Source organism: Variovorax sp. YR216, from assembly GCF_900107745.1.
GTDB lineage: Bacteria > Pseudomonadota > Gammaproteobacteria > Burkholderiales > Burkholderiaceae_C > Variovorax.
In genome coordinates this window covers 260,291-283,522 of sequence record NZ_FNRO01000004.1, presented here as the reverse complement: position 1 = coordinate 283,522, position 23,232 = coordinate 260,291, and the positions used below count along the sequence as shown (strand labels likewise).

Sequence of the window (23,232 nt, the reverse complement as noted above, 5' to 3'; positions counted from 1 at the left end):
ATTTCTCCGCGCTCAGCGCTGGCGGCACATGGCCGGAAAAGCGGATTCGCCGAGCGCGGCGTGCAAGGCCTACGCGGTGATCAAAGCGTCCAGCGTGATGGTCGGCACTGAGGCTCAGGCGGAGCTGCCGCGCCTAGCCGCCGTGGAGCAGGCGACGCAGCTTCCGGCGCTCGGGCGTTTCCTCGAGCCGCGCGGGCACGCCGAGCTTCTGCGTCATGAGCGAACGGCTGGTGCCGTCGCGCAGATTGACCTCCTGGGCCACCTGGCCGGCTTCATAGACGAAAGCGACGTCGGCCAGGTCGAGCACGTCGTCGACGTCGTGCGTGATCATCAGCACCGGAATGCCCCATTCGCGCTGCATCGCCGCGAGGTCCTGCCGCACGGCACTGCGCAGCATGGGGTTGAGCGCCGCGAAGGGCTCGTCCAGCAGCAGCACCTGCGGGCGGCACGCGAGGGCGCGGGCGAGCGCCACGCGCTGCTGCTGTCCCCCGGACAAGGTGCGCGGCCGGCTGTCGGCCATGGCGGTGAGATCGAAGCTGCGCAGCAGGGTGTCGACCTGCTCCGCGTCTTCGCGCGAAAGACGACGCTTGCGCCAGGAGGTGAGTCCGAACGCGACGTTCTCGCGCACCGAGAGATGCGGAAACAGCGCGTAGTTCTGGAACAGGTAGCCGATGCGCCGCTCGGCCGCGGGCACGTCGATGCGCTGCGCGGAGTCGAACAGGGTGCGGCCGTCGAGCCGCACATGCCCGCGCGAGGGATGCAGCAGCCCGGCGATGGCCTGGAAGGTCAGCGATTTGCCGGCGCCGGATGGTCCATAGAGTGCGGCAAAGGGAACATTCGTGGCGAAGCGCGCCGCGAGATCGAAGCGGCGCGTGCCGTCGGTGACCGTCAGTTGCAGGTCGACGTCGATCACGGCTTGCCGAAGCCGAAGCGCACCAGCACTGCCTGCGCCTGCTCCGTGGAAAGGAACGCGATGAAATCCTTCGCCAACGTCTTCTCCTTGCTCTCGGCGATCACGGCGATCGGATAGGACACGGGCGTGTGGCCGGTCGCCGTGAGCACCACGCGCACCTTGTCGCCCATGACGGCGGCATCGGTACGGTACACGAACCCGGCTTCCGCTTCACCCCGGCTCACGTAGTCGAGCACCTGGCGCACGCTGTCGGCCTGCACGAAGCGGGGCTCGAGCGGAGTCCAGAGCTTCGCGGCCTCCAGCGCCTCCCGCGTGTAGCGGCCCACCGGCACGGTCGCGGTCTTGCCGACAGCGATCTTCTTCACGCCGGGGCCGGTGAGGTCCTGCAGCGTCTTGATGCCGGCACCGCCCTGGGCGGGCTCGATCAGCACGAGGCTGTTGATCGCGAAGTCCTTGCGCGTCGCGGTGTCGATCAGCTTCTGGTTCGCGGCGCGGTCCATGGTTTCCTGGTCGGCACTGGCGAAGACGTCCACCGGTGCGCCCTGGCTGATCTGCTGCAGCAGCACGCCCGAGGCGGCGAAGTTGAAGCGCACGGTCGCGCCGGGCTTGCTCGCCTCGAACTTGGCGCCGATCTCCCTGAAGGCATCCGTCAGGCTCGCCGCCGCCGACACCGTGAGCTGTTGCGCCATCGCACCGACCGGAAGGGCAAGGGCGAGAACGATGGAGGCAAGGCGGGAAGCGAGGCGGCAAGCGAGACGGGATGTGCGCATGAAGTGGCTCCTTGGCCGTCAGCGGAGTGAGAAGAACCGGTTCGACAGAACCAGCACGGTGATCGAGAGCAGTGACGTGACGACCACCAGCACCAGCGCGAGGTCGTCGTTGCCGGCCTGCGCGGCGTCATAGATGGCCATCGACAGGGTCTGAGTCTGCTTGGGGATCGAGCCCGCGACCATCAGCGACGCGCCGAACTCGCCCATGGCACGCGCGAAGGCCAGGAGCGTGCCCGCGAGGATGCCCGGCCATGCGAGCGGCAGCGTCACACGCAGGAAGACGGACAGCGGCGACTGGCGCAGCGTGCTCGCCGCGGCTTCGAGGGAGCGGTCCACATGCTCGAAGGCGGCGCTGGCCGACTTGAGCACCAGCGGCAGCGCCACCACCGCCGAGGCCACCACCGCGCCGTGCCAGCTGAAGATGATCGTGTAGTCGAAATGCTCGCGCAGCCATCCGCCAAGCGGGCTGCGCCGGCCGGCCGCGACCAGGATCGCATAGCCGATCACCGTCGGGGGCAGCACCAGCGGCAGCATGAACAGCGATTCAAGCACCGGGGAGCCCGGAAACGGCCGGCGCGCGAAGAGCCAGCCCAGCATGACACCGGCCACCAGTGCGAGCAGCGTCGCAAAGGTCGCGACCTTGACCGAGAGCACCAGCGGTGACCAGTCCATCGAGGAAAGGAAGGCGGTCGTCATGCACTTGAGGGAACGACGGTATTGTTACACATGAAAAATATGGTGTGCTGAAGATCCTCCTTTCGCTGGTGAATAGAGGGCGAAGACGGTGATGGCGATCCCGGGAAGATCAATCTTCATATACTCGCCGATACAGCGATGAGGCAGGATGGCGGCACCGCAAAGAACGGAGCACCGCTGGCGGCGAGGCGCAATCGTTCCTGGTCGCGCTGGTGGATGCGCAGGACATCGGTGACGTCCTGAGCAGGAAAACGGGCGCCGCCTGCACCGCGGCGGATCAGGCCATGCGGTCGTCCGATCGCACCTTGGGCAGCATCGAGCCTGGCCGCGAACCAGCCCACCCGATCGGTCTCGCGCACGTCGAAGCGCGGCACCTAGAGCTTGATGTCGAGCACCGGCGTCTGGTCGAGCACGTCGTTGCCGGTGAAATGGAGCGTGCACCCCTCGATCGTCATGGTGCGAGCAGGCGCGTCAGCGCGGTGATGTCCGCTGCCGCCGCGACACGTGCGGTGCTCTCGATGGCGCGGTAGTGGCGCACGATCTGCTCGCCGACCGGCGTCAGCGCACTGCCGCCGCCGTGCGTGCCGCCGGTGGCGGTGCTGACTGCCGGTGCGCTGAGCGCGCGGTTCATCTCGTCGATCAGCATCCACGCGCGGCGGTACGACATGCCGAGCTGACGGCCGGCGGCGGAGATCGAGCCGGTTTCCGCAATGGCTTCGAGCAGCGCGATCTTCCCGGGTCCGATGGCAATGCTCTCGTCGCGGTAGATGCGCAGGCGGAACTGCACTTTGGATTTCATGGCGCGGAGGTTAAACGATCCGGCGACCGGGTCCAATCGCGCGCGATGGCGTCATGTCAGAATGAATACATCGAGGGATCCGGCAGCGCCGGCGCGCTGAGCGCTCAGGTCTTCCAGGCGCCGTCGTGCGCCGCAGCGGCTTCGTCGACCAGCGCGGGGCCGATGCACTCGATCGGATGCGGCGATGCGCGGAACACGTCGCGGCAGGACAGCTCCGCATCGCGCTGGTCGCCGCGTTCGCCCCGAAACACCCGCAGCCGCTCGGCGTCAATGCCGAACACCACGCGGCCGATGTTGGCCCAGAAGATCGCGCCTGCGCACATCACGCAGGGCTCGCCGGACGAATAGATCGTCGCGCCGGCGAGTACCTCGCGCGGGAGCCTGCGTTCGGCGAGCATGCGCACCGCGTTGGTCTCGGCATGGCCGGTGACGTCGCCCGTCTCGGCGGTGTTGCAGTAGGCCTCGGCCAGCACCTCGCCGGCGGCGGACACGATCACCGCACCGAACGGGCGGTTGCCGCGACGCCGGGCGGCATGCGACCACACGATGGCCTTGCGCAGGTAGCGCCCGTCGCGTTCGTCGAGCGCGGATTCGGCTGGAAAGAAGTCGGGCGGAAGGGCGGTCATGCCTTGATGCTACGTTCTGCGCGTGCCGGCAGCATCGAGCTGTTGAAAATGGCATCGGCCGACGGTTTGACTTTCAGGCCGAACACATCGGCCACTTCATCCACCTGCTGCTCGAGCGTGAGCTTGCGGATGTCGCCGAGGCCGTGCGCGCGGGTGTCCTCCGCGCCGACGTACTGGGCCGTGATCGCCCAGCGGTCGAGCTCCACCTTCGCATCGAGGATCGGCTCGCGCTGCCGCATGGCTGCAATGCTGGCCGACGGGTTCGCGAAGGTCAGGGCGATCGCCCGGTTGGTCGCGCGCAGGAAGGCGGCCACCGCCTTCGGGTTCTGCGCGATCAGGTTGCTGCTGGCGAGGATCGCGTTGCCGTACAGGTTCACGCCGGCGTCCGAATACTTGAGGACCGACAGTTCATCGATCTTCATGCGCGCGAACAGCGACACCGCCGAATCGTGGAAGTAGGTCGCGGCATCGACGTCGCCGCGCACCATCACGTTGTCGCGTGCGCTGAAGTCGGTGGTCTGCCACTGGAAGGCGTCGCCCTTCATGCCCTTCTTGCGCGCGACCATCGGCCATGCGCGGCGGGTGGACTCGACCGCGGCCGCGGCGACCTTCTTGCCCTGCAGGCTCTGGAAATCGCCGGTGATGCCGCGGTCCTTGCGGCCGATGATCACGAATGGTGCGCGGTTGTAGTACTGGTAGACCGCCTGCACCACCGGGGTGCCGGGGTTCTGTGCATTGAACTCGACGAGCGAGCTGATGTCGCCGAGGCCCAGTTGATAGACGCCGCTTGCGATGCGCGTGATCGAGGCGACCGAGCCCGCGCCGGTGTCGATGCTCACGTCGAGCCCTTCGTCCTTGTAGTAGCCCTTGCTCTCCGCAAGAAAGAAGGGCGCGGTCTGGCCGTTGACGCGGAAGTCGAGGGTGAACTTGAGCGGGGTGAGCTTCGGGCCCTGGGCGAAGACGCTGGGTGCGCCGAATGTGGCGGCACCGGCCGCGACGGAAACGATGAAGGAACGGCGTTGCATGAGGAGATCTCCGGAAAGTTCGTGGGTCCTGGGCGCCCGCCGCGTACGGGTCGGGGCGCCTCAAGAGCAATTTCCGGGCGGCGCACCACGGGGTGCGTGCGCTGCTGAACGCTTCTACTCTTCACCGGCGTGATGCAGGAGGCATGCCAGCATGCACAGGAACCGGGCGCGCAACTTGCATGACCTTCAACGCAGAGTAGAAGCGTTCAGCCCGGCCCGGTCCGCGGCGGGAAATTGCTCTTTCATGGTCGTCCCCACGCACACCCGAAGGAGTCTTTCTCATGCTCGTCACGCAGCAACCCGTCTTCCGCAAGTTCTGGCATGCCGTCATGCCGCTGGCCGATCTGCAGCAGGGGCCGAAGCCTTTCACCCTGCTCGGCGAAAACATCGTCCTGTTCCTCGATGCCGACGGCCAGCCGGCCGCGTTGCGCGACCGCTGCTGCCATCGCACCGCGAAGCTCTCGAAGGGCTGGTGCGTGGATGCCGAGGGCAAGGCGTGCAGCCAGGGCGCGATCCAATGCGGCTACCACGGCTGGACCTATGACCGCGGCGGGCAGGTGATCCGCATCCCGCAGTACGAGCCGGACCGCAAGATCTCGCCGGAATACAGGACCACGGCCTATCACTGCACCGCGCGCTACGGCTATGCGTGGGTTGCGCTGGAAGATCCGATCGCGGACATCCCGGCCGTTCCGGAATACGACGATCCGGCGTTCCGCACGATTCATCAGTTCTACGAGGAGTGGCAGACCAGCCCGATGCGCGCGCTGGAGAACTCGTTCGACAACTCGCACTTCAGCTTCGTGCACCGCGCGACCTTCGGCGTGGCCGCAAGTCCCAAGCCGAGCAAGTACGAGCTGATCGAGAACGAATCGGGCTTCCACGCCGAGACGGTCATCGACGCGGTGAACCCCGCCAAGTTCCATGCGATCAGCGGCGTGACGGATCCGATCACCACGCGGCACATGCGCAATGCCTACTTCCTGCCGTTTTCGCGCCGGCTCGACATCGAATATCCCTCGGGCATCCGCCACATCATCATCAACTGCTTCACGCCGATCGACGACGGCCGCATCCAGCTGTGCCAATGGCTGTTCCGCAACGACACCGAGGCCGATTGCGCGGCCCGGATGCTGATCGATTTCGACGAGGAGATCACGCGCGAGGACAAGGACATCCTCGAATCGACCGACCCCGATGCGCTGGTCGATACGCGCCGGCGCGGCGTGGAGTACTCGATGGAGTCCGACCGCCCCGGCATGCTGATCCGCAAGCACCTGATGCAGTTGCTCGCGAAGCACGGCGAGGCCGAGGTGCACCGCTGAACGCTACCATCGTGGTCCATTCCTTCAGGAGACCTCGATGACCATCACGGTTCGCCGCGACGACATCAGCGGCACGCGGCACACGGTCCGCATTCGCGCCCACGAGATTCCGGTCGACGCAGCCGTTGCGGCCGGTGGCGACGACGCCGGGCCGCAACCGCATGACCTCTACGACGCTTCGCTCGGCGCATGCAAGGCGCTCACCGTGCTGGTCTACGCCAGGCGCAAGGGCATCCCGGTGGAAGAGATCGAAGTCGTGGTGGACCGCGACGACAGCGAAGAGCGCAAGGGCACCTACCGCCTGGGCACGTCGCTGCGCGTGACCGGCAACCTCAGTGAAGAACAACGGGCGGAGCTCTTGCGCGTGGCGGGCAAGTGCCCGCTGCACCGCCTGATGACCGAGGTGAAGACCGAGATCGAGACCCGTCTCGTCTGAGCCCGCGCGGCACCGAAAGCAGATGAGCGTATCCGCGCTTTCGGTCGCGATCAAGCCGAACGGAAAGGTTTCCGCAGCTCGTTTACAAAATGCAATCATTGCCAGCAAACGTGCCGGCACAAGCGGAAATCGTTCCGAACGCCTCGCCCGTTTTGGGGAGCGGACATGGAACGTTCAGTCTTGTTCAAGGGCTGCATCACGCCGGCCGCGGCGTTGCTTCTGGCGGTGCCCTTCTTTCCTGATGCCATCGGCGGAACCATCAATTTCACCGGGAGGATCGTCGTTTCGACCTATCAGGTGAGCGCGCCCGCCACCTTGCCGGTGGTCGCCGAAGCCTCGCGTGCCGGATGGGCCGACATCGGCGTAACGGATGACACGCGCAATCTGCGGCAAGCGACTGCGCGTGTCGATGCAGTGGGTCGGGCGGATATCGCCGTTCGCTGCACCGACTCACGGACCGGCGCATCGGCAGCGGCGATCGACGGGAGATGCCTGATCGGACCCGATGGTCGGGGCCTGTCGATCGGCATGAAGTCAGCCGTCCCGGCGGACGTCCGCGGCGGCGCGATCGTGACGCTGCTCTACGACTGAGCTAGGGCCTGTTCACAGCCTTAGCCCACCACCACTTCACTGATCTGCATCACCGGCTTGATGTCGGTGTAGTTCGCGACGTCGCCGAGGATTTCCTTGGCGTGCGGCCCGAACGCGGCCTGGAAGGCTTCGACCGAATCGCAGAAGACGTGGCACATGCCGACGTACACCGGCGGCGCGCCGGGTGCGCCGCCGCCAAGGCCCTTGTCGATGGTGTAGGACTTGCACGCATCGCCCATCAGCCGCTTGAGCATGGGCATGTGCGAATCGCGGTAGTAGTCGTGGTCGAAGCGGGACCCGGGCGTGTGCGGGTACATCACGCTGACTTTGATCATGTTGCGTCTCCTGTTGGCAAGCGCCAGAGCATAGGAGAACGCGCGGCCGCGAACAAGGCGCGGCGGACTCAATGGCCGCGCGTTTCCCAGAAGCCGCGATGCGTCGCGATCATGTCTTCCACGACTTCAGCCACCGGGCCGATGACCTCGATGTTCTTCTGCCCACGCGCGAACACCTCGCGGCACGGCAGCGACAGCGTCGGGTTCTCGGGGTGGTCGCCCGTGAGCGCCAGTAGCGCGGCTTCTTCCGCACCGTAGACCACGCGCCCGATGTTGGCCCAGTAGATGGTGCCCGCGCACATCGCGCAGGGCTCGAAGGTGGTCACCAGGGTGCACTGCGCGAGATAGTCGGCCGGGTAGTTCAGCGATGCGGTGCGCGCGAGCGTGGCCTCGGCGTGATGCACCGTGTCGATGTTGCCCTGCTCGGCCAGCACGGTCTCGCCGTCCGGCGCGATCAGCACCGCGCCGAAGGGGTGCCGGCCCATCGCCATCGCACGCCGCGCGACTTCGTTGGCGCGGTGCAGGGCCTTCAGCCTCTGGGCGTCATTCACCTTGCGAACCCCGGTGCGCCCACGCGGTGGTGTGCTTCTCGACCGCGCTGAAGAGTTCGTACATCAGCATCGCCATCGCGCCGACCACCATCAGGCCCGCAAAGGCGAGGCCCATCTGCATCGACGAACCGGCGGAGATCAGCAGGTAGCCGATGCCTTCGTTGGCGGCGGTCATCTCCGACACCGTGGTGCCGACGAAGGCCAGCGTGATCGCGACCTTGAGCGAGCCATAGAAGTACGGCAGGGAACGCGGCAGGCCGATCTTCACCAGCACGTCCCAGCGCTTGGCGCCGAGCACGCGCAGCACGTCTTCCAGCTCGGGCTCGAGCGTCGCCAGGCCGGTTGCGATGTTGACCATGATCGGGAAGAAGCTGATGAGGAAGGCCGTGAGGATCGCCGGCCCTATGCCGATGCCGAACCACACCACGAGGATAGGCACGAAGGCCGCCTTGGGCAATGCGTTGAAGGCGGTCATCAGCGGATACACCGCCGCGTAGGCCACGCGCGAGCTGCCGATCACGAAGCCCAGCAAAACGCCCACCACGATCGCGATGCCGAAGCCCGCCATCGTGACCCAGAAGGTGCGCCAGGCATGGCCGGCGATGACGTCCTTGAATTCCCAGAACTGCGTCCAGATGCGCCACGGGCTCGGAAAGATGAATTCAGACACCTCGAAGGCCGAGCAGATGATCTGCCAGAGCATGATGACGGCGACCAGCAGCAGCCAGGGCGACCAGCGTTCGATGAGCTTCTTGTTCTTCATGGTCTTACTGCGGGATCGCGGTGGCAGTGGAAGCGGCGCCCTGGCTGCGAATGGCGCCGATGTGGCTGCGCAGTTCCAGCACGATGTCGGTGAACTCCTTGGTGTAGGTGATCTCCAGCTCGCGCGGGCGCGGCAGGTCGATCTCGCGCTTGACGACGAAGCGGCCGGGGCTCTTGCTCATGACGTACACCGTGTCGGCGAGGAACACCGACTCGCGCAGGTCGTGCGTGACCAGGATCACGTTGAACTGCTGCTCGGTCCACAGGTCGCGCAGGATGCACCAGAGCTCCTCGCGCGTGAAGGCGTCGAGCGCGCCGAAGGGCTCGTCGAGCAGCAGCATCTTCGGCTCGTGGATGAGCGCGCGACAGATGCTCGCGCGTTGCTGCATGCCACCTGAAAGCTGCCACGGGAACTTGTCCTCGTAGCCGCCGAGGCCGACCTTCTGCAAGAGCCTGCGTGCGCGTTCGACATACTCCTTGCGCTTGGCCTTGAAGGTCGAACGGTAGGGCTCCACGATCTCCAGCGGCAGCAGCACGTTGTCGACGGTGGTGCGCCACGGCAGCAGCGATGGCGCCTGGAAGGCCATCCCCGAGATCTTCAGCGGCCCGGTGACCGGCTCGCCGTCGATGCGGATCTTGCCCATCGACGGCATCCTGAGGCCCGTCGTGAGCTTCATGAAGGTCGACTTGCCGCAGCCCGAGGGCCCGACGATCGCGATGAACTCGCCGCGCTTCACCTGGAGGTCGATCGCCTCGACCGCGAAGTGATTCGCGCGCAGCAGTTCCTCGTTGTAGGCGAGCCAGACGTCCTGGAAATCGACGAAGGGCGTGTTGTCCTGCTCCTGCATTACTTGCGCAGGATGTTCAGCTCGGCGGAGGTCGGCAGCATGGAGCCGTTCCACACCGCGTCAGGATTCACGCGCGTCTTGGTTCCGAAGGCGTCGGACACCTGCGAGGCCATCAGCGCGAGGCGGCCGGCGTTGATCTGGCCGAAGCCCTCGGCGCGTGCGTCGGGCGTGTTCACCACGGTGTCGATCGCGAGCTTCAGGCGGCGGGTTTCGAGTTCGCTGTTCACGATGCCGTCGCGCGCCTTGATCGACTCGATCGCGACGGCCGGATTGGCGATGACTTCCTTCGCGCCCTTGGTGAAGGCCTGCAGGAACGCCTTCACGGCCGCCGGGTTCTCCTTGATGAGCTTTGGCGACGCGATGATCGCGTTGCCGTAGAGCTTCACGCCGTAGTCGGGGTAGGGAAGGATCACCACGTCCGCCGTCTTCGCGCCGCGCGCTTCGAGGTTGAGCAGCGATGTGAAGGTGAAACCGGTGATCGCGTCGATGTCGCCGCGCATCAGCATGGTTTCGCGCAGGGTCGGGTCCATCGCGGTCCAGTTCACGGCGCCGATGTTGTTGGCCTTGGCGAAGATCGGGAACGAGCGGCGGCCGGCGTCGAACACCGGCGCGCCCAGCTTCTTGCCGGTGAGGTCGGCGGGCTTGGTGATGCCGCTCTTCTTGAGCGCCATGACCGAGGCCGGCGTGTTGTTGTAGACCATCATCACCGCCACCGGCTTGTTCGGGCTGTCGGGGTTGTTGGCGTGGAATTCCATCAACGCCGCGAGGTCGGCGAAGCCCATGTCGTAAGCGCCCGACGCCACGCGCGTGACCGCGCCGCCGGAGCCGTTGCCGGCGTCGACCGTCACATCGAGGCCGGCCGCCTTGAAGTAGCCCTTGGCGGCGGGGTGGGTGAAGAAGGCGCCGGGTCCCTCGAAGCGCCAGTCGAGCTGAAACTTGATCGGCGTGGTCTGCGCGTAGGCCGTGCCGAGGCCGAAGCTGAGGGCCGATGCGGCGAGAAAGGACTGGATCAGTTGGCGCTTGTTCATTCGAATTCCGTTCAAAGGTGTAACGAATTCAAGCAAAAACGGTGCCCGCACGCACTTGGTGCGAACCCTTCCGATGTGCCAATGGGGTGCATGACGCCGCGTGCGGGTATCCCCGCGTCGGCAAGGCGAAAAATGAAAAACGCCCCGTCGCGTGCACCGCGGCGGGGCGTTCATTCCGGTGCGCGAAATCAGCGCGGCGAGTTCGCGTTGGCCACCGCGAGCGCGGTCATGTTGACCACGCGCCGCACCGTCGCCGAGGGGGTCAGGATGTGCGCCTGGCCGTTCGCGCCCATCAGGATCGGGCCGACCGTCACGCCGTTGCTGCCGGTCATTTTCAGCACGTTGAAGAGAATGTTGGCCGCGTCGAGGTTCGGGCAGATCAGCAGGTTGGCTTCGCCGGTCAGCGTCGAATCGGGCAGGGCCTTGCGACGGACTTCCTCGGACAGGGCGGCGTCGCCGTGCATTTCGCCGTCGCATTCGATGTCGGGTGCCATCTTGGCGAAGAGCTCGCGGGCCTGGCGCATCTTGCGGGCCGATCCGCGCTCCGACGTTCCGAAGTTCGAGTGCGACAGGAAGGCGACCTTGGGCGGCAGGCCGAAGCGGCGCACTTCCTCGGCGGCCATGACCGCGATCTTCGCGAGCGTTTCGGCGCTCGGGTCTTCATGCACGTTGGTGTCGGCGATGAAGAGGGTGTACTTCTCGAGCGTGAGCGCGTTGAGCGTTGCGAAGCCCGGCGCCTCGGGCTTCTGGCCGAGGATGTTCTGCAGGATGCGCAGGTGGCTGTCGAAGCGGCCGACCAGTCCGCAGAGCATTGCATCCGCGTCGCCCAGGTGGACCATCAGCGACGCGATCGTCGTGTTGGAGCGGCGCACCATGGCCTTCGAAGCCTCGGGCGTGATGCCGCGACGGCCCATGATCTTGTGGTACGCCTCCCAGTAGGTGCGGAAGCGCGGATCGTCCTCGGGGTCCACGCATTCGGCGTCGGTGCCCAGGCGCATGTGCAGGCCGGCTTTCTTGATGCGGGCCTCGATGACCGCCGGACGGCCGACGAGGATCGGCTTGGCGAGCCCTTCATCCACCGCGAGCTGGGCGGCGCGCAGCACGCGGTCGTCTTCGCCTTCGGCATAGGCGACACGCTTGGCGGTGGCGCACTTGGCGGCGGTGAACACCGGGCGCATGAACATGCCGGTCTGGTAGACGAAGCGCGTGAGGTGCTGGCGGTAGGCCTCGAGGTCCTCGATCGGCCGTGTGGCGACGCCCGAGTCCTGCGCCGCCTTGGCGACGGCCGGTGCGATGCGCAGGATGAGCCGCGAGTCGAAGGGCTTGGGAATGATGTAGTCGGGGCCGAAGGCCAGTTCCTGGCCGGCGTAGGCGGTGGCGACTTCCTCGCTGATGTCGGCCTTGGTGAGGTCGGCGATCTCGCGCACGCACGCGAGCTTCATTTCTTCCGTGATCTTGGTCGCGCCGCAGTCGAGCGCGCCGCGGAAGATGTACGGGAAGCACAGGACGTTGTTGACCTGGTTCGGGTAGTCGGAGCGGCCGGTGGCGACGATGCAATCCGGGCGCACGGCCTTGGCCAGCTCGGGGCGGATCTCGGGCTCGGGGTTGGCCAGCGCGAGGATGATCGGCTGGCTGGCCATGCTCTTGACCATGTCCTGCGTCACGACACCGGGCGCGGAGCAGCCGAGGAAGACGTCGGCGTCCTTCATGACGTCGGCGAGGGTGCGGGCGCCGGTGTCCTTCTGCGCGTAGCGGGTCTTCGAGTCGTCGAAGCCACCGGGGCGGCCGATGTAGATCAGGCCCTTGGAGTCGACGGCGTAGATGTTGGACGCCTTGGCGCCGAGGCCGACCATGACGTCGAGGCAGGCGATGGCGGCCGCGCCCGCGCCGGAGACGGCGATCTTGACGTCTTCGATCTTCTTGCCGACGAGTTCGAGGCCGTTGATGAGCGCGGAGGCCGAGATGATGGCGGTGCCGTGCTGGTCGTCATGGAAGACGGGGATGTTCATGCGCTCGCGCAGCTTCTTCTCGATGTAGAAGCACTCGGGCGCCTTGATGTCTTCGAGGTTGATGCCGCCGAGGGTGGGCTCGAGCGAAGCGATGATGTCGACGAGCTTGTCGGGGTCGTTCTCGGCGAGCTCGATGTCGAACACGTCGATGCCGGCGAACTTCTTGAACAGGCAGCCCTTGCCTTCCATCACCGGTTTGCTGGCGAGCGGGCCGATGTTGCCGAGCCCGAGGACAGCGGTGCCGTTGGTGACGACGCCGACGAGGTTGCCGCGCGAGGTGTATTCGGCGGCGAGGGCGGGGTCGGCCTCGATGTCGAGGCAGGGGTAGGCGACGCCCGGCGAGTAGGCGAGCGAGAGGTCGCGCTGGTTCAGGAGGGGCTTGGTGGGCGAGATGGAAATCTTGCCTTTGACCGGCGAGCGGTGGTATTCGCGAGCCGCGTCACGCAGTGCATGTTCGGCGGGGGAAAGTTCTTTGTTGGCCATCGGTGTCTCCTTGCTTACTGGCTCAGGAGAGAGGCTAACGCAAAGTCGGGGTGGGAACGAGGGTGATCGACTTGGATTGCTCTTTGAGTTGATGCGGGATGTTCATGAATGGAACTGTTGGCTTGCATGGGGTGATTTTTGTTTTTTCTGTGGGACGGCCGCACCGCAAACCGGGCTCAGGGGGGATCGGCGGCGGTGCTCGTCTGCGACCCCGCCCCGGGCCGGAAACTACCCTTGCGCGACTGGGTGGCCCGCCATCGCTTCCAGCGCTCGAACCAGCGCAGAGTGGTCTTCCTGCCCGTATCCCAATGCCGCGCACGCATTCATGAGCTGGGCCGCGCTGGCGGTCTGCGGCAACGCGACACCCAGCGACCGGGCACCCTGCAGCGCAAGATTCAGGTCCTTCTGGTGCAGCGCAATCCGGAATCCCGGCGCAAAGGTGCGCTTGATCATCCGTTCGCCATGCACCTCCAGGATGCGCGATGCAGCAAAGCCACCCATCAGCGCCTGCCGGACCTTGGCCGGATCGGCCCCGGCCTTGGAAGCGAACACCAGCGCCTCCCCCACCGCCGCGATGTTGAGTGCCACGATGATCTGGTTCGCCACCTTGCACACCTGCCCGTCGCCCACGTTGCCGACCAGCGTGATGTTCTTTCCCATCTTTTCGAGCAGCGGCCGCACGCGTCCGAAGGTGCCTTCGTCGCCGCCGCACATGATGGTGAGGGTTGCCGCCTTCGCGCCCACTTCGCCACCCGAAACCGGCGCGTCGACATAGCCGCAGCCCAGGTCGAGGATGCGCTTGGCGAATTCCTTCGTCGCGATCGGATCGATCGAGCTGCAGTCGACGACGACCTTGCCCTTTGTCAGCCCGGTTGCGACGCCGCCTTCGCCGAACAGTACTTTCTCCACGTCGGGCGTGTCCGGCACCATCACGAAGATCACGTCGGCCTGCCGGGCCACGTCGGCGGCCGTTGTGCAGACCATCGCCTTCGAAGCAAAAGGCTCCGGCACCGGACCGCGCGTGTTCACGTAGAGCTGATGGCCGGCCTCCAGCAGATGCCCCGCCATCGGCGCACCCATGATGCCGAGGCCGATGAAACCGATCTTCTGTGCGTTCGTGTTCGACATATCGCGAGACTTCCTTTTTTCCTGATGTGTGACTTCGTTATTGCGTGAGTGCGGTACGCCAGCCGAGGCCTTCGACCGTGGTGCCGCGCGGCTTGTATTCGCAGCCGATCCAGCCGTCGTAGCCGAGCGAATCGATGTGCTTGAAAAGCCACGGGTAATTGATCTCGCCCGTGCCCGGCTCGCCGCGGCCGGGGTTGTCCGCGAGCTGGATGTGGCCGATGCGCGTGATGTGCTTCGAGAGCGTGTTGCCGAGCTCGCCTTCCATGCGCTGCGCGTGATAGATGTCGTACTGCACCAGCAGGTTGGGCGAGCCGACCTCGTCGATGATCGACAGCGCCTGGTCGGTCCGGTTCAGGTAGAAGCCGGGGATGTCGAAGGTGTTGATCGGCTCGATCAGCAGCCGGATGCCGGCCTGCTGCAATTCACTGGCCGCATAGCGCAGGTTGTCGATCACCACCTTGCGTGCGTCGGCGGCGGTCACGCCTTCGGGCAGCTTGCCCAGCAGGCAGTTGACCTTGGGGCAGCCGAGCGCCGTCGCGTAGTCGATCGCGCGCGCCACGCCTTCGCGGAACTCGCCCACGCGATCCGGGTGGCAGCCGATGCCGCGTTCGCCGCCGTCCCAGTTGCCGGCGGGCAGGTTGTGCAGCACCTGGGCGAGTCCGTTGTCGCGTAGCGCGGCAGCGAGCTCCCTCTTCTCGTAGGCATACGGGAACAGGTACTCCACCGCCTTGAAGCCCGCCTTGGCGGCGGCTTCGAATCGCTGCATGAACGGCAGCTCGTTGAACAGCATCGTCAGATTGGCTGCGAACTTGGGCATGTTCCTGTCTCCTCGGGATCAGTCGAGCATCGAAACGGCGGTCGCCGTGGGCGCGTCCGCCAGGCTCTCGGCCAAGGGCTCGAACTCGTTGATGGCGTCGATCTCGGTTCCCATCGCGATGTTGGTCACGCGCTCGAGCATCACCTCGATCACCACCGGCACCTGGAACTGGGCCATGAGCTGTTCGGCGTGCTTGATGGCCGGCGTCATTTCTTCCTGCTTGTAGACGCGGATCGCCTTGCAGCCGAGACCTTCCACCACCTTGAGGTGGTCGACACCGTAGCTGCGCTCGACGCCGCTGTCCTCGCTGGCATTGACGTTCTCGAAGCCGAGCTGCACGCAGTAGTCCATCTCGAAGCCGCGCTGCGCCTGGCGGATCAGCCCGAGATAGGAGTTGTTGACCACGATGTGGATGTACGGCAGCTTGAACTGCGCGCCCACCGCGAGCTCCTCGATCATGAACTGGAAGTCGTAGTCGCCCGAAAGCGCGACGATCTTGCGGCCCGGGTCGGCCGCGCGCACGCCGAGCGCCGCGGGAATGGTCCAGCCCAGCGGGCCGGCCTGGCCGCAGTTGATCCAGTGGCGCGGGTTGTAAACGTGCAGGAACTGCGCCGCCGCGATCTGCGAGAGCCCGATGGTGCTCACGTAGCAGGTGTCGTGGCTGAAGTTGTTGTTCATGCACTGGTAGACGCGCTGCGGCTTCATCGGCACGTCCTCGAAGTTCGTCTTGCGCAGCATGGTCTTCTTGCGGTCGCGGCACTGGCCGGCCCACTCGCTGCGATCCGGCAGCTTGCCCTTGGCCTTCATCTCCTCGGCGACTTCCACGAAGAGCTTCAGTGCGGCCTTGGCGTCGGAGACGATGCCGAAGTCGGGGGTGAACACGCGGCCGATCTGCGTGGGCTCGATGTCGACGTGCACGAAGGTGCGGCCCTTGGTGTAGACGTCGACCGAGCCGGTGTGCCGGTTGGCCCAGCGGTTGCCGATGCCGAGCACGAAGTCGCTCGCGAGCATCGTCGCGTTGCCGTAGCGGTGGCTGGTCTGCAGGCCGCACATGCCGGCCATCAGCGGATGGTCGTCGGGAAGCACGCCCCAGCCCATGAGGGTGGGGATCACGGGCACGCCGGTCGCCTCGGCGAAGCGCACCAGCAGGTCGGCTGCATCGGCATTGATGATGCCGCCGCCGGCGACGATCAGCGGCCGCTCGGCCGCATTCAGCATGCCGATGGCCTTCTCGATCTGGGCACGCGTCGCTGCGGGCTTGTAGGGTTCGAGCGGCTGGTAGGTGTCGATGTCGAACTCGATCTGCGCCATCTGCACGTCGAAGGGCAGGTCGATCAGCACCGGGCCCGGCCGGCCCGAGCGCATCAGGTGGAAAGCCTGCTGGAAGACCTGCGGCACCTGTCCCGGCTCGCGCACCGTGACCGACCACTTGGTGACCGGCTTGGAGATCGATTCGATGTCCACCGCCTGGAAGTCTTCCTTGTAGAGCCGCGCGCGCGGCGCCTGGCCGGTGATGCAGAGGATCGGGATCGAATCGGCCCATGCCGAGTAGAGGCCGGTGATCATGTCCGTGCCGGCCGGGCCGGAGGTGCCGATGCACACGCCGATGTTGCCGGCCACCGCGCGGGTGTAGCCCTCGGCCATGTGCGAGGCGCCCTCGACGTGCCGCGCGAGGATGTGGGCGATGCTGCCCTGTTTGCGCAGCGCGGAATACAGTGGGTTGATGGCGGCGCCGGGAACGCCGAAAGCCTGCGTCACGCCTTCTTTTTCCATCACGAGCACGGCGGCCTGGGCCGCGGTCATCTTTGCCATTTTGAGTCTCCTTGGGATGGACTCGACTGTAGGAAGAGGGGGCTCTTCGCAGAAGACGGCCGGGGGCCATAAAGCCTATTCCATGACGGAATAAGTGGGGCTAGGATCAGGCTCATGGACCGACTGCTTGCAATGGAGATGTTCGTGCGCGTGGTGGAGACAGGCAGCTTCTCCAAGGCCGCCGGCGAGTTCAACACCACCCAGCCCACCGTGACCAAGCAGGTCGCGGCGACCGAGGCGCGGCTGAAGGCGCGGCTGCTCAACCGCAACACGCGCGGCGTGAGTCTCACCGAGGCGGGTGCGCTCTACTACGAGAAGTGCAAGTCCATCGTGCGCGACGCCGAGGAGGCCGACAGCATCGTCAAGCTGCAGCAGTCGCAGGCGCAGGGGTTGCTGCGCATCGGCACCTCGACCGCGTTCGGTCGCCGCGTCATCGTGCCGCTGGCGCTGGAATTCATGGCGCGGCACCCGCAGGTCCAGGTCGATCTCAGCTTCGAGGACCGCTACGTAGACCTGGTCGCGCAGGGCATCGACGTGGCGATCCGCATGGGCAAGCTCGCGGATTCGTCGCTCGGCGCGCGCTACCTCGGCATGAATCCGTGGGTGATGGTCGCCGCGCCGGACTATCTCAGGGAGCACGGCACGCCGAAGAAGGCGCAGGACCTGAGCGAGCATGTGGCGCTGATCTACAGCAGCGTGGTGGGCGACGACGTGTGGCACATGCACACGCCCAGGGGCGAGCCGGTGTCGGTGCCGGTATCGGGCCGGCTGCGCTCCAACAACGTCTCGGCGGTGCTGGCCGCTGCGCGCGCGGGGCTCGGCATCGCCCTGATGCCACGCTATGTGGCGAGCGATTCGCTCGCTTCAGCGCAGGTGGTCGAGGTGCTGGCCGACCACGCGTTGGCCGAGCAGGAAATCCATGCGGTGTTCCCATCGCCGAAGCTGGTACCGGGGAAGGTGTTGAGCTTCGTCGCCTTCCTGCAGGGCCGCTTCGGCGAGCAATGGTGGAAGAAATAGGCGCCCCCGGCAGGGGGTGGGCGGCTACACGAAGTGAGCCAACCTGGGGGCGAGCATCATCTAGTGCGCCTGCGACGCCACGGGCAGATCGGGTAGCACGTTCAGGATCCGCAAGGTCTGCTGCACCACCTGGCTGAACACCGGCGCGGCCACGAGACCGCCGAAGTACTTGCCCGCGCTCGGTTCGTCGATCATCACCGCGACGATGACGCGCGGCTTGTCGATCGGCGACATGCCGGTGTACCAGGCGCGGTACTTGTTGCCGGCGTAGCCCTTGCCGACCTGCTTATGGGCGGTGCCGGTCTTTCCGCCCACCGAATAGCCTTCGGTCTGCGCGAGCGGCGCGGTGCCGCCGGGCGCGGCGGCCATGTGCATCATCTTGCGAACTTCGCTCGCTACCGCGGAGGAGAACACCGGAACGCCCACCGGCGGCTCGCTCGATTTCAGCAGGGTGATCGGAATGACCTTGCCGCCGTTGGCGAACGCGGTGTACGCATGGGCAATCTGGAACAGCGAGGCAGACAGGCCGTAGCCGTAGGACATCGTGGCCTGCTCGATCGGGCGCCATGACTTGTACGGCCGCAGCCGCCCGGTCACGGCACCTGGGAACACCGTCTGCGGCTTCTGGCCGAAGCCGAGCGAGGTGAACGAATCCCACATCTCCTTGGCCGTCATGCGCTGCGAGATCCTGGTCGCGCCGACGTTGCTGGATTTCTGGATCACGCCTTCGACCGTCAGCACGCCGAAGTTCTCGTCGTCGTGGATGGTCGCACCGGACACGGTGATCCGGCCGGGGTTGGTGTCGATGATCGTCTGCGGCGTGACCCGGCCGAGCTCGAGCGCGGTGGCGACGGTGATGGGCTTCATCGTCGAGCCCGGCTCGAAGACATCGGTCATGGCGCGATTGCGCAGTTGCTCGCCGGTGAGGTTGTGCCGGTCGTTGGGGTCGAAGCTCGGGTAGTTGGCCATCGCGAGCAGCTCGCCGGTGTGGGCGTCGACCACGACCGCGCTGCCGGCCCGGGCCTTGTTCGCGACCACGGCGTCGCGCAGCTTCTCGTAGGTCACGGCCTGGATGCGGTCGTCCAGGCTGAGCTGGATGTCGTGGCCCTCGATCGGCGGGACCTGTTCGCCCACGTCCTCGACCACCGCGCCCAGGCGGTTCTTGATCACGCGGCGCGAACCCGTCTTGCCCGCGAGCTCCTTGTCGAACGCGAGCTCGATGCCTTCCTGGCCGACGTCCTCGACGTTGGTGAAGCCGGCCACATGCGCGGCGGCTTCGCCCTCGGGGTATTGGCGCTTGTATTCCCGTCGCTGGTAGATGCCCTTGATGTCGAGCGCGGCGATCTGCCTGGCGACCGCTTCGTCGACCTGCCGCTTGAGCCAGACGAAGCTCTTGTCGTCGGCGTCCAGCTTGCGCGTGAGCTCGGCCTGCGGGATCCCGAGCAATTCGGCCAGCTTCTTCAGCTTCGGCTGGATTGCCGGATCGGCGGGGTCCACGTCTTCCGGAATCGCCCAGATGCTGGGCGCTGGAATATCGGAGGCGAGGATGTCGCCATTGCGGTCGAGGATGCGCCCGCGGTTGGCGGGCAGCTCGAGCGTCCGGGCGAAGCGCACTTCACCCTGGTGCTGGAAGAACTGGTTGTCGAACACCTCGACATAGAAGGCGCGCACCGCCAGCACGAGAAAGCCGGCCGCGATCCCGGCGACGATGAGTTTGCTGCGCCAGACGGGTGTCTTGCTCGTGAGCAGGGGGCTGGTTGCGTATTGGACGCTGCGTCCGCTTCGATTCATTGGATCTGGATTCCGGAGGATTGCGCCGTGGCGCCGATGTCTTCAGGGCTGCGGAGGCGGGGCGACAGGGTCGTTTTCCGCGCTCGACGAAGCGAACAGATCCCAGGCCGCCATGAAAAGTGCCGCGATCACCGGCCCGATCACGAAGCCGTTGATGCCGAAGAGCGCGATGCCGCCGATGGTGGACATCAGCACGATGTAGTCGGGCATCTGCGTGTCCTTGCCGACGAGGATCGGGCGCAGGATGTTGTCGACCAGCCCGATCACGAAGACGCCGACGAAGATCAGCACCAGCCCCTTCACGACGGCGCCGGTGGCCAGGAAATAGATCGCCACCGGGATCCAGATCAGCGCCGCGCCGACGGCCGGCAGCAGCGAGAGGAAGGCCATCAGCGAGCCCCACAGCAGCGCGCCCTGCACCCCGAGGAACGAGAAGGTCACGCCGCCGATGAACCCTTGCACCACGGCCACCGCGACATTGCCCTTGATGGTGGCGCGGATCACCGTGGTGAACTTGCCGAACAGGTGGTTGGTGTGCGCCCTGGCGAGCGGCAGCGCCGCGCGGACCGTCTTCGACAGATCGCGGCCATCGCGCAGCAGGAAGTACAGCATGTACAGCATCAGGCCGAAGGCGATGATGAACTCGAAGGCGTTCTGGCCGATGGAAACCGCGCGCGTCGCAATGAGCTGGCTGCCCCGCAGGGCCGAGGCCGAGAAGCGGCTGATGAATCCCTCGATGTTGGTCAGGCCGAAGCGGTTGAGCTGCTCGGTCGCCCAGTTGGGCAGGGCGTTCACGATCTGCTGGAAGTAGGCGGCAAAGCTGATGTCGCCGGAGCGCACCTTCTGCGCGACGAAGGCCATCTCGTCGATCAGCGCCAGGGTGATCGCCACGAGCGGAATGATGACGAGGATCATCGCCAGCAGCAGCGTGGCCAGCGCCGCGACGTTGCGGCGGCCCTTCACCTTGATGACCATCCAGCGGTAGAACGGCGTGAAGAGGATCGCCAGCGCGACCGCCCACATGACGGCGCCGAAGAAGGGGAGGAGGATCCAGCCGAAGGCGAGCGTGACGGCCGCCAGCAGGAAGAGGAAGACGGCGCGCTGGAGGGCTGGGGAATTCATGAAGGACTGGATTCTCCCCTGAGACGGGGCTCTCCCCCAGCCTCGCCCACTTCGTGTGGCTCTGCACCCCCTCTCCGGGGGCAACCCCGACGGCCCGGCGGAGCCGGTTCCGTGGGGTTTCTGGCAGTGCCGGCGCTAACGCGCGGCGCGCGGGAGAGCTACGGGCGCCAGCGTCGCGCGCAATTTCTCGTTTTCGGTGGGGTCGATGGCGGCTTCGACTTCCAGGGCTTCCTCGACGTTGCCGATGTGGTCGAGCATGAGCTGGCGCGCGCGGGCGGTGTCGCCGTCCTCGAGCGCGGCGACGATGGCCGCGTGTTCGGCGCACGATTGGGCAGCCTCGTGCTTCGACTGGAAGAGCGTGGCCGCGAGGGTGGTCCGCGCGGTGAGGTCGCGCAGCACGTCGCAGAGCAGCCGGTGGCCCATCTGGTCGGCCAGGCACACATGGAAATCGGCAAGCAGGAAAGCTCGCGTGGCGGCATCGGCGCCGGCGATGGCGCGCTTCTCGTCGGCGATGTGCTCGCGCAGCTTGCGGATGACTTTCGACAGCGGCCGGCCGGCCTCGGCGAGGATGCCGGCCTCGACGATGCGCCGCGCGGCGAAGGCGTCGCGCGCATCCTCGGCCGAAGGCTCCACCACGAACCAGCCGCGCCGCGACTGCACTTCGACGAAGCCGCGCGCCTGGAGCTGCATCAGCGCCTCGCGCACCATGGTGCGGCTCACGCCGAAGTTCTCCGCCAGCGCCTGCTCGCCGAGCCGCTCGCCGGGCGCGAGCTTCTGCGCGAGGATGGCTTCGACCACGCGCTCGGCGATGGTGGTGGGCGTGACGTCGGTCATGGTGGTGTTCAGTTCGCGGGTTGGACGGCGGCTGGGGATTCTGCCGTTTCGCCGCCATGCGTTCCCGTTTCGCGCAGAGGCTCGTCCTCGGGCGAGTGCGTGCCATTGAGCACCGCGTGCGCGCGCTCGCGGTCGATGTCGCCTTCCCATGCCGCGATCGCGACGGTCGCCACGCAATTGCCGATCAGGTTGCCGAGCGCGCGGGCAATGCCCATGAACCAGTCGACCGAGAGCACCAGCACCAGGCCGATCGCGGGAATCGCCGGAATGGCATGCAGCGTCGCGGCGAGCACCACGATCGCCGAGCCCGGCACGCCGTGCGCGCCCTTGGAGGTGACCAGCGCGATCGCGAGGATGGTCAGCAGGTCGGTCATCGAGACCGGCGTGTTGGTCGCCTGCGCGATGAAGACCGCGGCCAGCGTGATGTAGATCGAGAACGCATCGAGGTTGAACGAATAGCCGGTCGGGATCACGAGGCCGACCGTCGAATCGCGGATGCCCATGTGGCGCAGCTTGCCCATGATCTGCGGCAGCACGCTGTCCGACGACGTGGTCGCGAAGACGATGGTGAGCTCCTCGCGCAGGTAGCGCAGCAGCTTGAGCAGGCTGAAGCCCGACAGCCGCATCACGATGCCGAGGACGACGAACACGAAGATGGCGACCGAGAGGTAGAACAGTCCGACCAGCGCGCCGAGCTGCTTGAGCGAGCCGATGCCGTACTGGCCCACGGTGAACGCGATCGCGCCCAGCACGCCGAGTGGCGCGAGCTTGATGATGATGCCCATGATCTTGAACATCACGAGCGCCGTGGCATCCACCACCGCCGCGACGGGCTTGCCGCGATCGCCGAGCAGCGTCAGCGCGCAGCCGAAGAGCACCGCGAAGAGCAGCACCTGCAGCACGTCGCCGGTCGCGAAGGCGTTGATCACCGTGGTCGGGATCAATTTCATGATGAACTCGACCGTGCCGCCGCCGGTGAGCTTGTCGGCGGTCGATGCATAGGCGCTCATGGCGTTGGCGTCGAGCTTCGACGGATCGACGTTCATGCCCACGCCGGGCTCGAACACGAAGGCGAGCAACAGGCCCAGCCCGAGCGCGACGGTGGTGAGCACCTCGAAGTAGATCAGTGCCTTGACGCCGACCCGGCCCACGCGCCGCAGGTCACCGGCGCCGGCGATGCCATGCACGACCACGCAGAACACGAGCACCGGGATGATCATCTTGATCAGCTTGATGAACCCGTCGCCCAGCGGCTTGAGCTTGACGGCGAACTCGGGGAAGAAGAGGCCGGCGATCACACCGAGCACCAGTGCGATGACGACCTGACCGAAAAGGGATTTGGCGAATCGGGGCATGGAGGCTCTCCGTGTTGGGGGTTTGCATGCAAGACACTCGCTTTCTTGCATACAAGCAATGTAGGCAAGATTTGGGGTTTTACTGTGCGGGTATTCCCGAGGACTGGTGAGTGCCTGGACGAACGGCGTGTCGCATTGGCGTTACGCGAGCCGGGTTTG

At 66.2% G+C, this 23,232-nt stretch carries 24 protein-coding genes; 4 read left to right on the top strand and 20 right to left on the bottom strand.

What is annotated here, in order from left to right:
• Window positions 1-133: 133 nt before the first annotated feature.
• The 7 genes from BLW05_RS14635 to BLW05_RS14605 form a co-directional block, all read right to left on the bottom strand.
• Window positions 134-913: an ABC transporter ATP-binding protein gene (locus BLW05_RS14635; protein WP_093163592.1), complete on the bottom strand. Its 780-nt coding sequence runs from the start codon at window positions 911-913 to the stop codon at window positions 134-136.
• Window positions 910-1,683 (bottom strand): molybdate ABC transporter substrate-binding protein, encoded by a 774-nt coding sequence (gene modA / locus BLW05_RS14630; RefSeq protein WP_093163591.1) that lies wholly within the window; start codon window positions 1,681-1,683, stop codon window positions 910-912. The genes BLW05_RS14635 and modA overlap by 4 nt, the downstream gene beginning before the upstream one ends.
• Before the next feature lie 18 nt (window positions 1,684-1,701).
• Entirely contained in the window at window positions 1,702-2,379 is a 678-nt protein-coding gene (gene modB / locus BLW05_RS14625) for a molybdate ABC transporter permease subunit (RefSeq protein ID WP_093163590.1), read from the bottom strand.
• A 116-nt stretch (window positions 2,380-2,495) separates the two neighbouring features.
• Window positions 2,496-2,753: a hypothetical protein gene (locus BLW05_RS14620; RefSeq protein ID WP_093163588.1), complete on the bottom strand. Its 258-nt coding sequence runs from the start codon at window positions 2,751-2,753 to the stop codon at window positions 2,496-2,498.
• Window positions 2,754-2,830: 77 nt separating this feature from the next.
• Window positions 2,831-3,178 carry a winged helix-turn-helix domain-containing protein gene (locus tag BLW05_RS14615; protein WP_093163587.1) on the bottom strand — a complete coding sequence of 116 codons (348 nt, stop codon included), beginning with the start codon at window positions 3,176-3,178 and terminating at the stop codon, window positions 2,831-2,833.
• A 104-nt stretch (window positions 3,179-3,282) separates the two neighbouring features.
• Window positions 3,283-3,804, bottom strand: coding sequence for a nucleoside deaminase (locus tag BLW05_RS14610; RefSeq protein ID WP_093163585.1), 522 nt, complete (start codon window positions 3,802-3,804; stop codon window positions 3,283-3,285).
• Window positions 3,801-4,829, bottom strand: a complete 1,029-nt coding sequence (locus BLW05_RS14605) for an ABC transporter substrate-binding protein (protein ID WP_093163583.1) — start codon at window positions 4,827-4,829, stop codon at window positions 3,801-3,803. Before BLW05_RS14605 ends, BLW05_RS14610 begins: the two co-directional genes overlap by 4 nt.
• Before the next feature lie 281 nt (window positions 4,830-5,110).
• On the opposite strand from BLW05_RS14605, the gene BLW05_RS14600 reads away from it, so the two are divergent.
• From BLW05_RS14600 to BLW05_RS14590, 3 genes are all read left to right on the top strand, one after another.
• A complete protein-coding gene (locus tag BLW05_RS14600) occupies window positions 5,111-6,154 on the top strand; it encodes an aromatic ring-hydroxylating dioxygenase subunit alpha (protein WP_093163582.1) in 1,044 nt (347 codons plus the stop codon).
• A gap of 37 nt (window positions 6,155-6,191) precedes the next feature.
• The gene (locus BLW05_RS14595; RefSeq protein WP_093163580.1) at window positions 6,192-6,590 is read left to right on the top strand and encodes an OsmC family protein; all 399 of its coding nucleotides are present in this window, start codon (window positions 6,192-6,194) and stop codon (window positions 6,588-6,590) included.
• Between the two features lie 165 nt (window positions 6,591-6,755).
• On the top strand, window positions 6,756-7,181 hold the full coding sequence (locus tag BLW05_RS14590; RefSeq protein WP_143044833.1) for a hypothetical protein: 426 nt from the start codon (window positions 6,756-6,758) through the stop codon (window positions 7,179-7,181).
• Window positions 7,182-7,201: 20 nt separating this feature from the next.
• Here BLW05_RS14590 and BLW05_RS14585 read toward each other — a convergent pair whose 3' ends face one another.
• The 9 genes from BLW05_RS14585 to gcl form a co-directional block, all read right to left on the bottom strand.
• Window positions 7,202-7,516, bottom strand: coding sequence for an EthD family reductase (locus tag BLW05_RS14585; protein ID WP_093163577.1), 315 nt, complete (start codon window positions 7,514-7,516; stop codon window positions 7,202-7,204).
• Window positions 7,517-7,584: 68 nt separating this feature from the next.
• The gene (locus BLW05_RS14580) at window positions 7,585-8,067 is read right to left on the bottom strand and encodes a nucleoside deaminase (RefSeq protein WP_093163576.1); all 483 of its coding nucleotides are present in this window, start codon (window positions 8,065-8,067) and stop codon (window positions 7,585-7,587) included.
• Entirely contained in the window at window positions 8,060-8,830 is a 771-nt protein-coding gene (locus BLW05_RS14575) for an ABC transporter permease (RefSeq protein WP_093163574.1), read from the bottom strand. Before BLW05_RS14575 ends, BLW05_RS14580 begins: the two co-directional genes overlap by 8 nt.
• Before the next feature lie 4 nt (window positions 8,831-8,834).
• The gene (locus tag BLW05_RS14570; RefSeq protein WP_093163573.1) at window positions 8,835-9,677 is read right to left on the bottom strand and encodes an ABC transporter ATP-binding protein; all 843 of its coding nucleotides are present in this window, start codon (window positions 9,675-9,677) and stop codon (window positions 8,835-8,837) included.
• Window positions 9,677-10,705 (bottom strand): ABC transporter substrate-binding protein, encoded by a 1,029-nt coding sequence (locus tag BLW05_RS14565; RefSeq protein WP_093163571.1) that lies wholly within the window; start codon window positions 10,703-10,705, stop codon window positions 9,677-9,679. Before BLW05_RS14565 ends, BLW05_RS14570 begins: the two co-directional genes overlap by 1 nt.
• Before the next feature lie 188 nt (window positions 10,706-10,893).
• Window positions 10,894-13,197 (bottom strand): NADP-dependent malic enzyme, encoded by a 2,304-nt coding sequence (locus BLW05_RS14560; RefSeq protein WP_093163570.1) that lies wholly within the window; start codon window positions 13,195-13,197, stop codon window positions 10,894-10,896.
• A 228-nt stretch (window positions 13,198-13,425) separates the two neighbouring features.
• Entirely contained in the window at window positions 13,426-14,457 is a 1,032-nt protein-coding gene (locus tag BLW05_RS14555) for a 2-hydroxy-3-oxopropionate reductase (protein WP_256330334.1), read from the bottom strand.
• Entirely contained in the window at window positions 14,363-15,142 is a 780-nt protein-coding gene (gene hyi, locus BLW05_RS14550) for a hydroxypyruvate isomerase (protein ID WP_093163567.1), read from the bottom strand. The genes BLW05_RS14555 and hyi overlap by 95 nt, the downstream gene beginning before the upstream one ends.
• An 18-nt stretch (window positions 15,143-15,160) precedes the next feature.
• On the bottom strand, window positions 15,161-16,954 hold the full coding sequence (gene gcl, locus BLW05_RS14545; RefSeq protein WP_093163565.1) for a glyoxylate carboligase: 1,794 nt from the start codon (window positions 16,952-16,954) through the stop codon (window positions 15,161-15,163).
• A 114-nt stretch (window positions 16,955-17,068) separates the two neighbouring features.
• Between gcl and BLW05_RS14540 the strand changes: the two genes are divergently transcribed.
• On the top strand, window positions 17,069-17,971 hold the full coding sequence (locus BLW05_RS14540; RefSeq protein WP_093163564.1) for a LysR family transcriptional regulator: 903 nt from the start codon (window positions 17,069-17,071) through the stop codon (window positions 17,969-17,971).
• A gap of 60 nt (window positions 17,972-18,031) precedes the next feature.
• On the opposite strand, the gene BLW05_RS14535 is transcribed toward BLW05_RS14540, so the two are convergent.
• From BLW05_RS14535 to BLW05_RS14520, 4 genes are all read right to left on the bottom strand, one after another.
• Window positions 18,032-19,762 carry a peptidoglycan D,D-transpeptidase FtsI family protein gene (locus BLW05_RS14535; protein WP_093163562.1) on the bottom strand — a complete coding sequence of 577 codons (1,731 nt, stop codon included), beginning with the start codon at window positions 19,760-19,762 and terminating at the stop codon, window positions 18,032-18,034.
• Between the two features lie 42 nt (window positions 19,763-19,804).
• On the bottom strand, window positions 19,805-20,884 hold the full coding sequence (locus BLW05_RS14530) for an AI-2E family transporter (protein WP_093163561.1): 1,080 nt from the start codon (window positions 20,882-20,884) through the stop codon (window positions 19,805-19,807).
• 135 nt (window positions 20,885-21,019) lie between these two features.
• Entirely contained in the window at window positions 21,020-21,718 is a 699-nt protein-coding gene (locus BLW05_RS14525) for a GntR family transcriptional regulator (protein WP_093163559.1), read from the bottom strand.
• An 8-nt stretch (window positions 21,719-21,726) separates the two neighbouring features.
• Complete coding sequence (locus BLW05_RS14520) at window positions 21,727-23,073, bottom strand: C4-dicarboxylate transporter DctA (protein WP_093163558.1); 1,347 nt, start codon at window positions 23,071-23,073, stop codon at window positions 21,727-21,729.
• Between the last annotated feature and the right edge of the window lie 159 nt (window positions 23,074-23,232).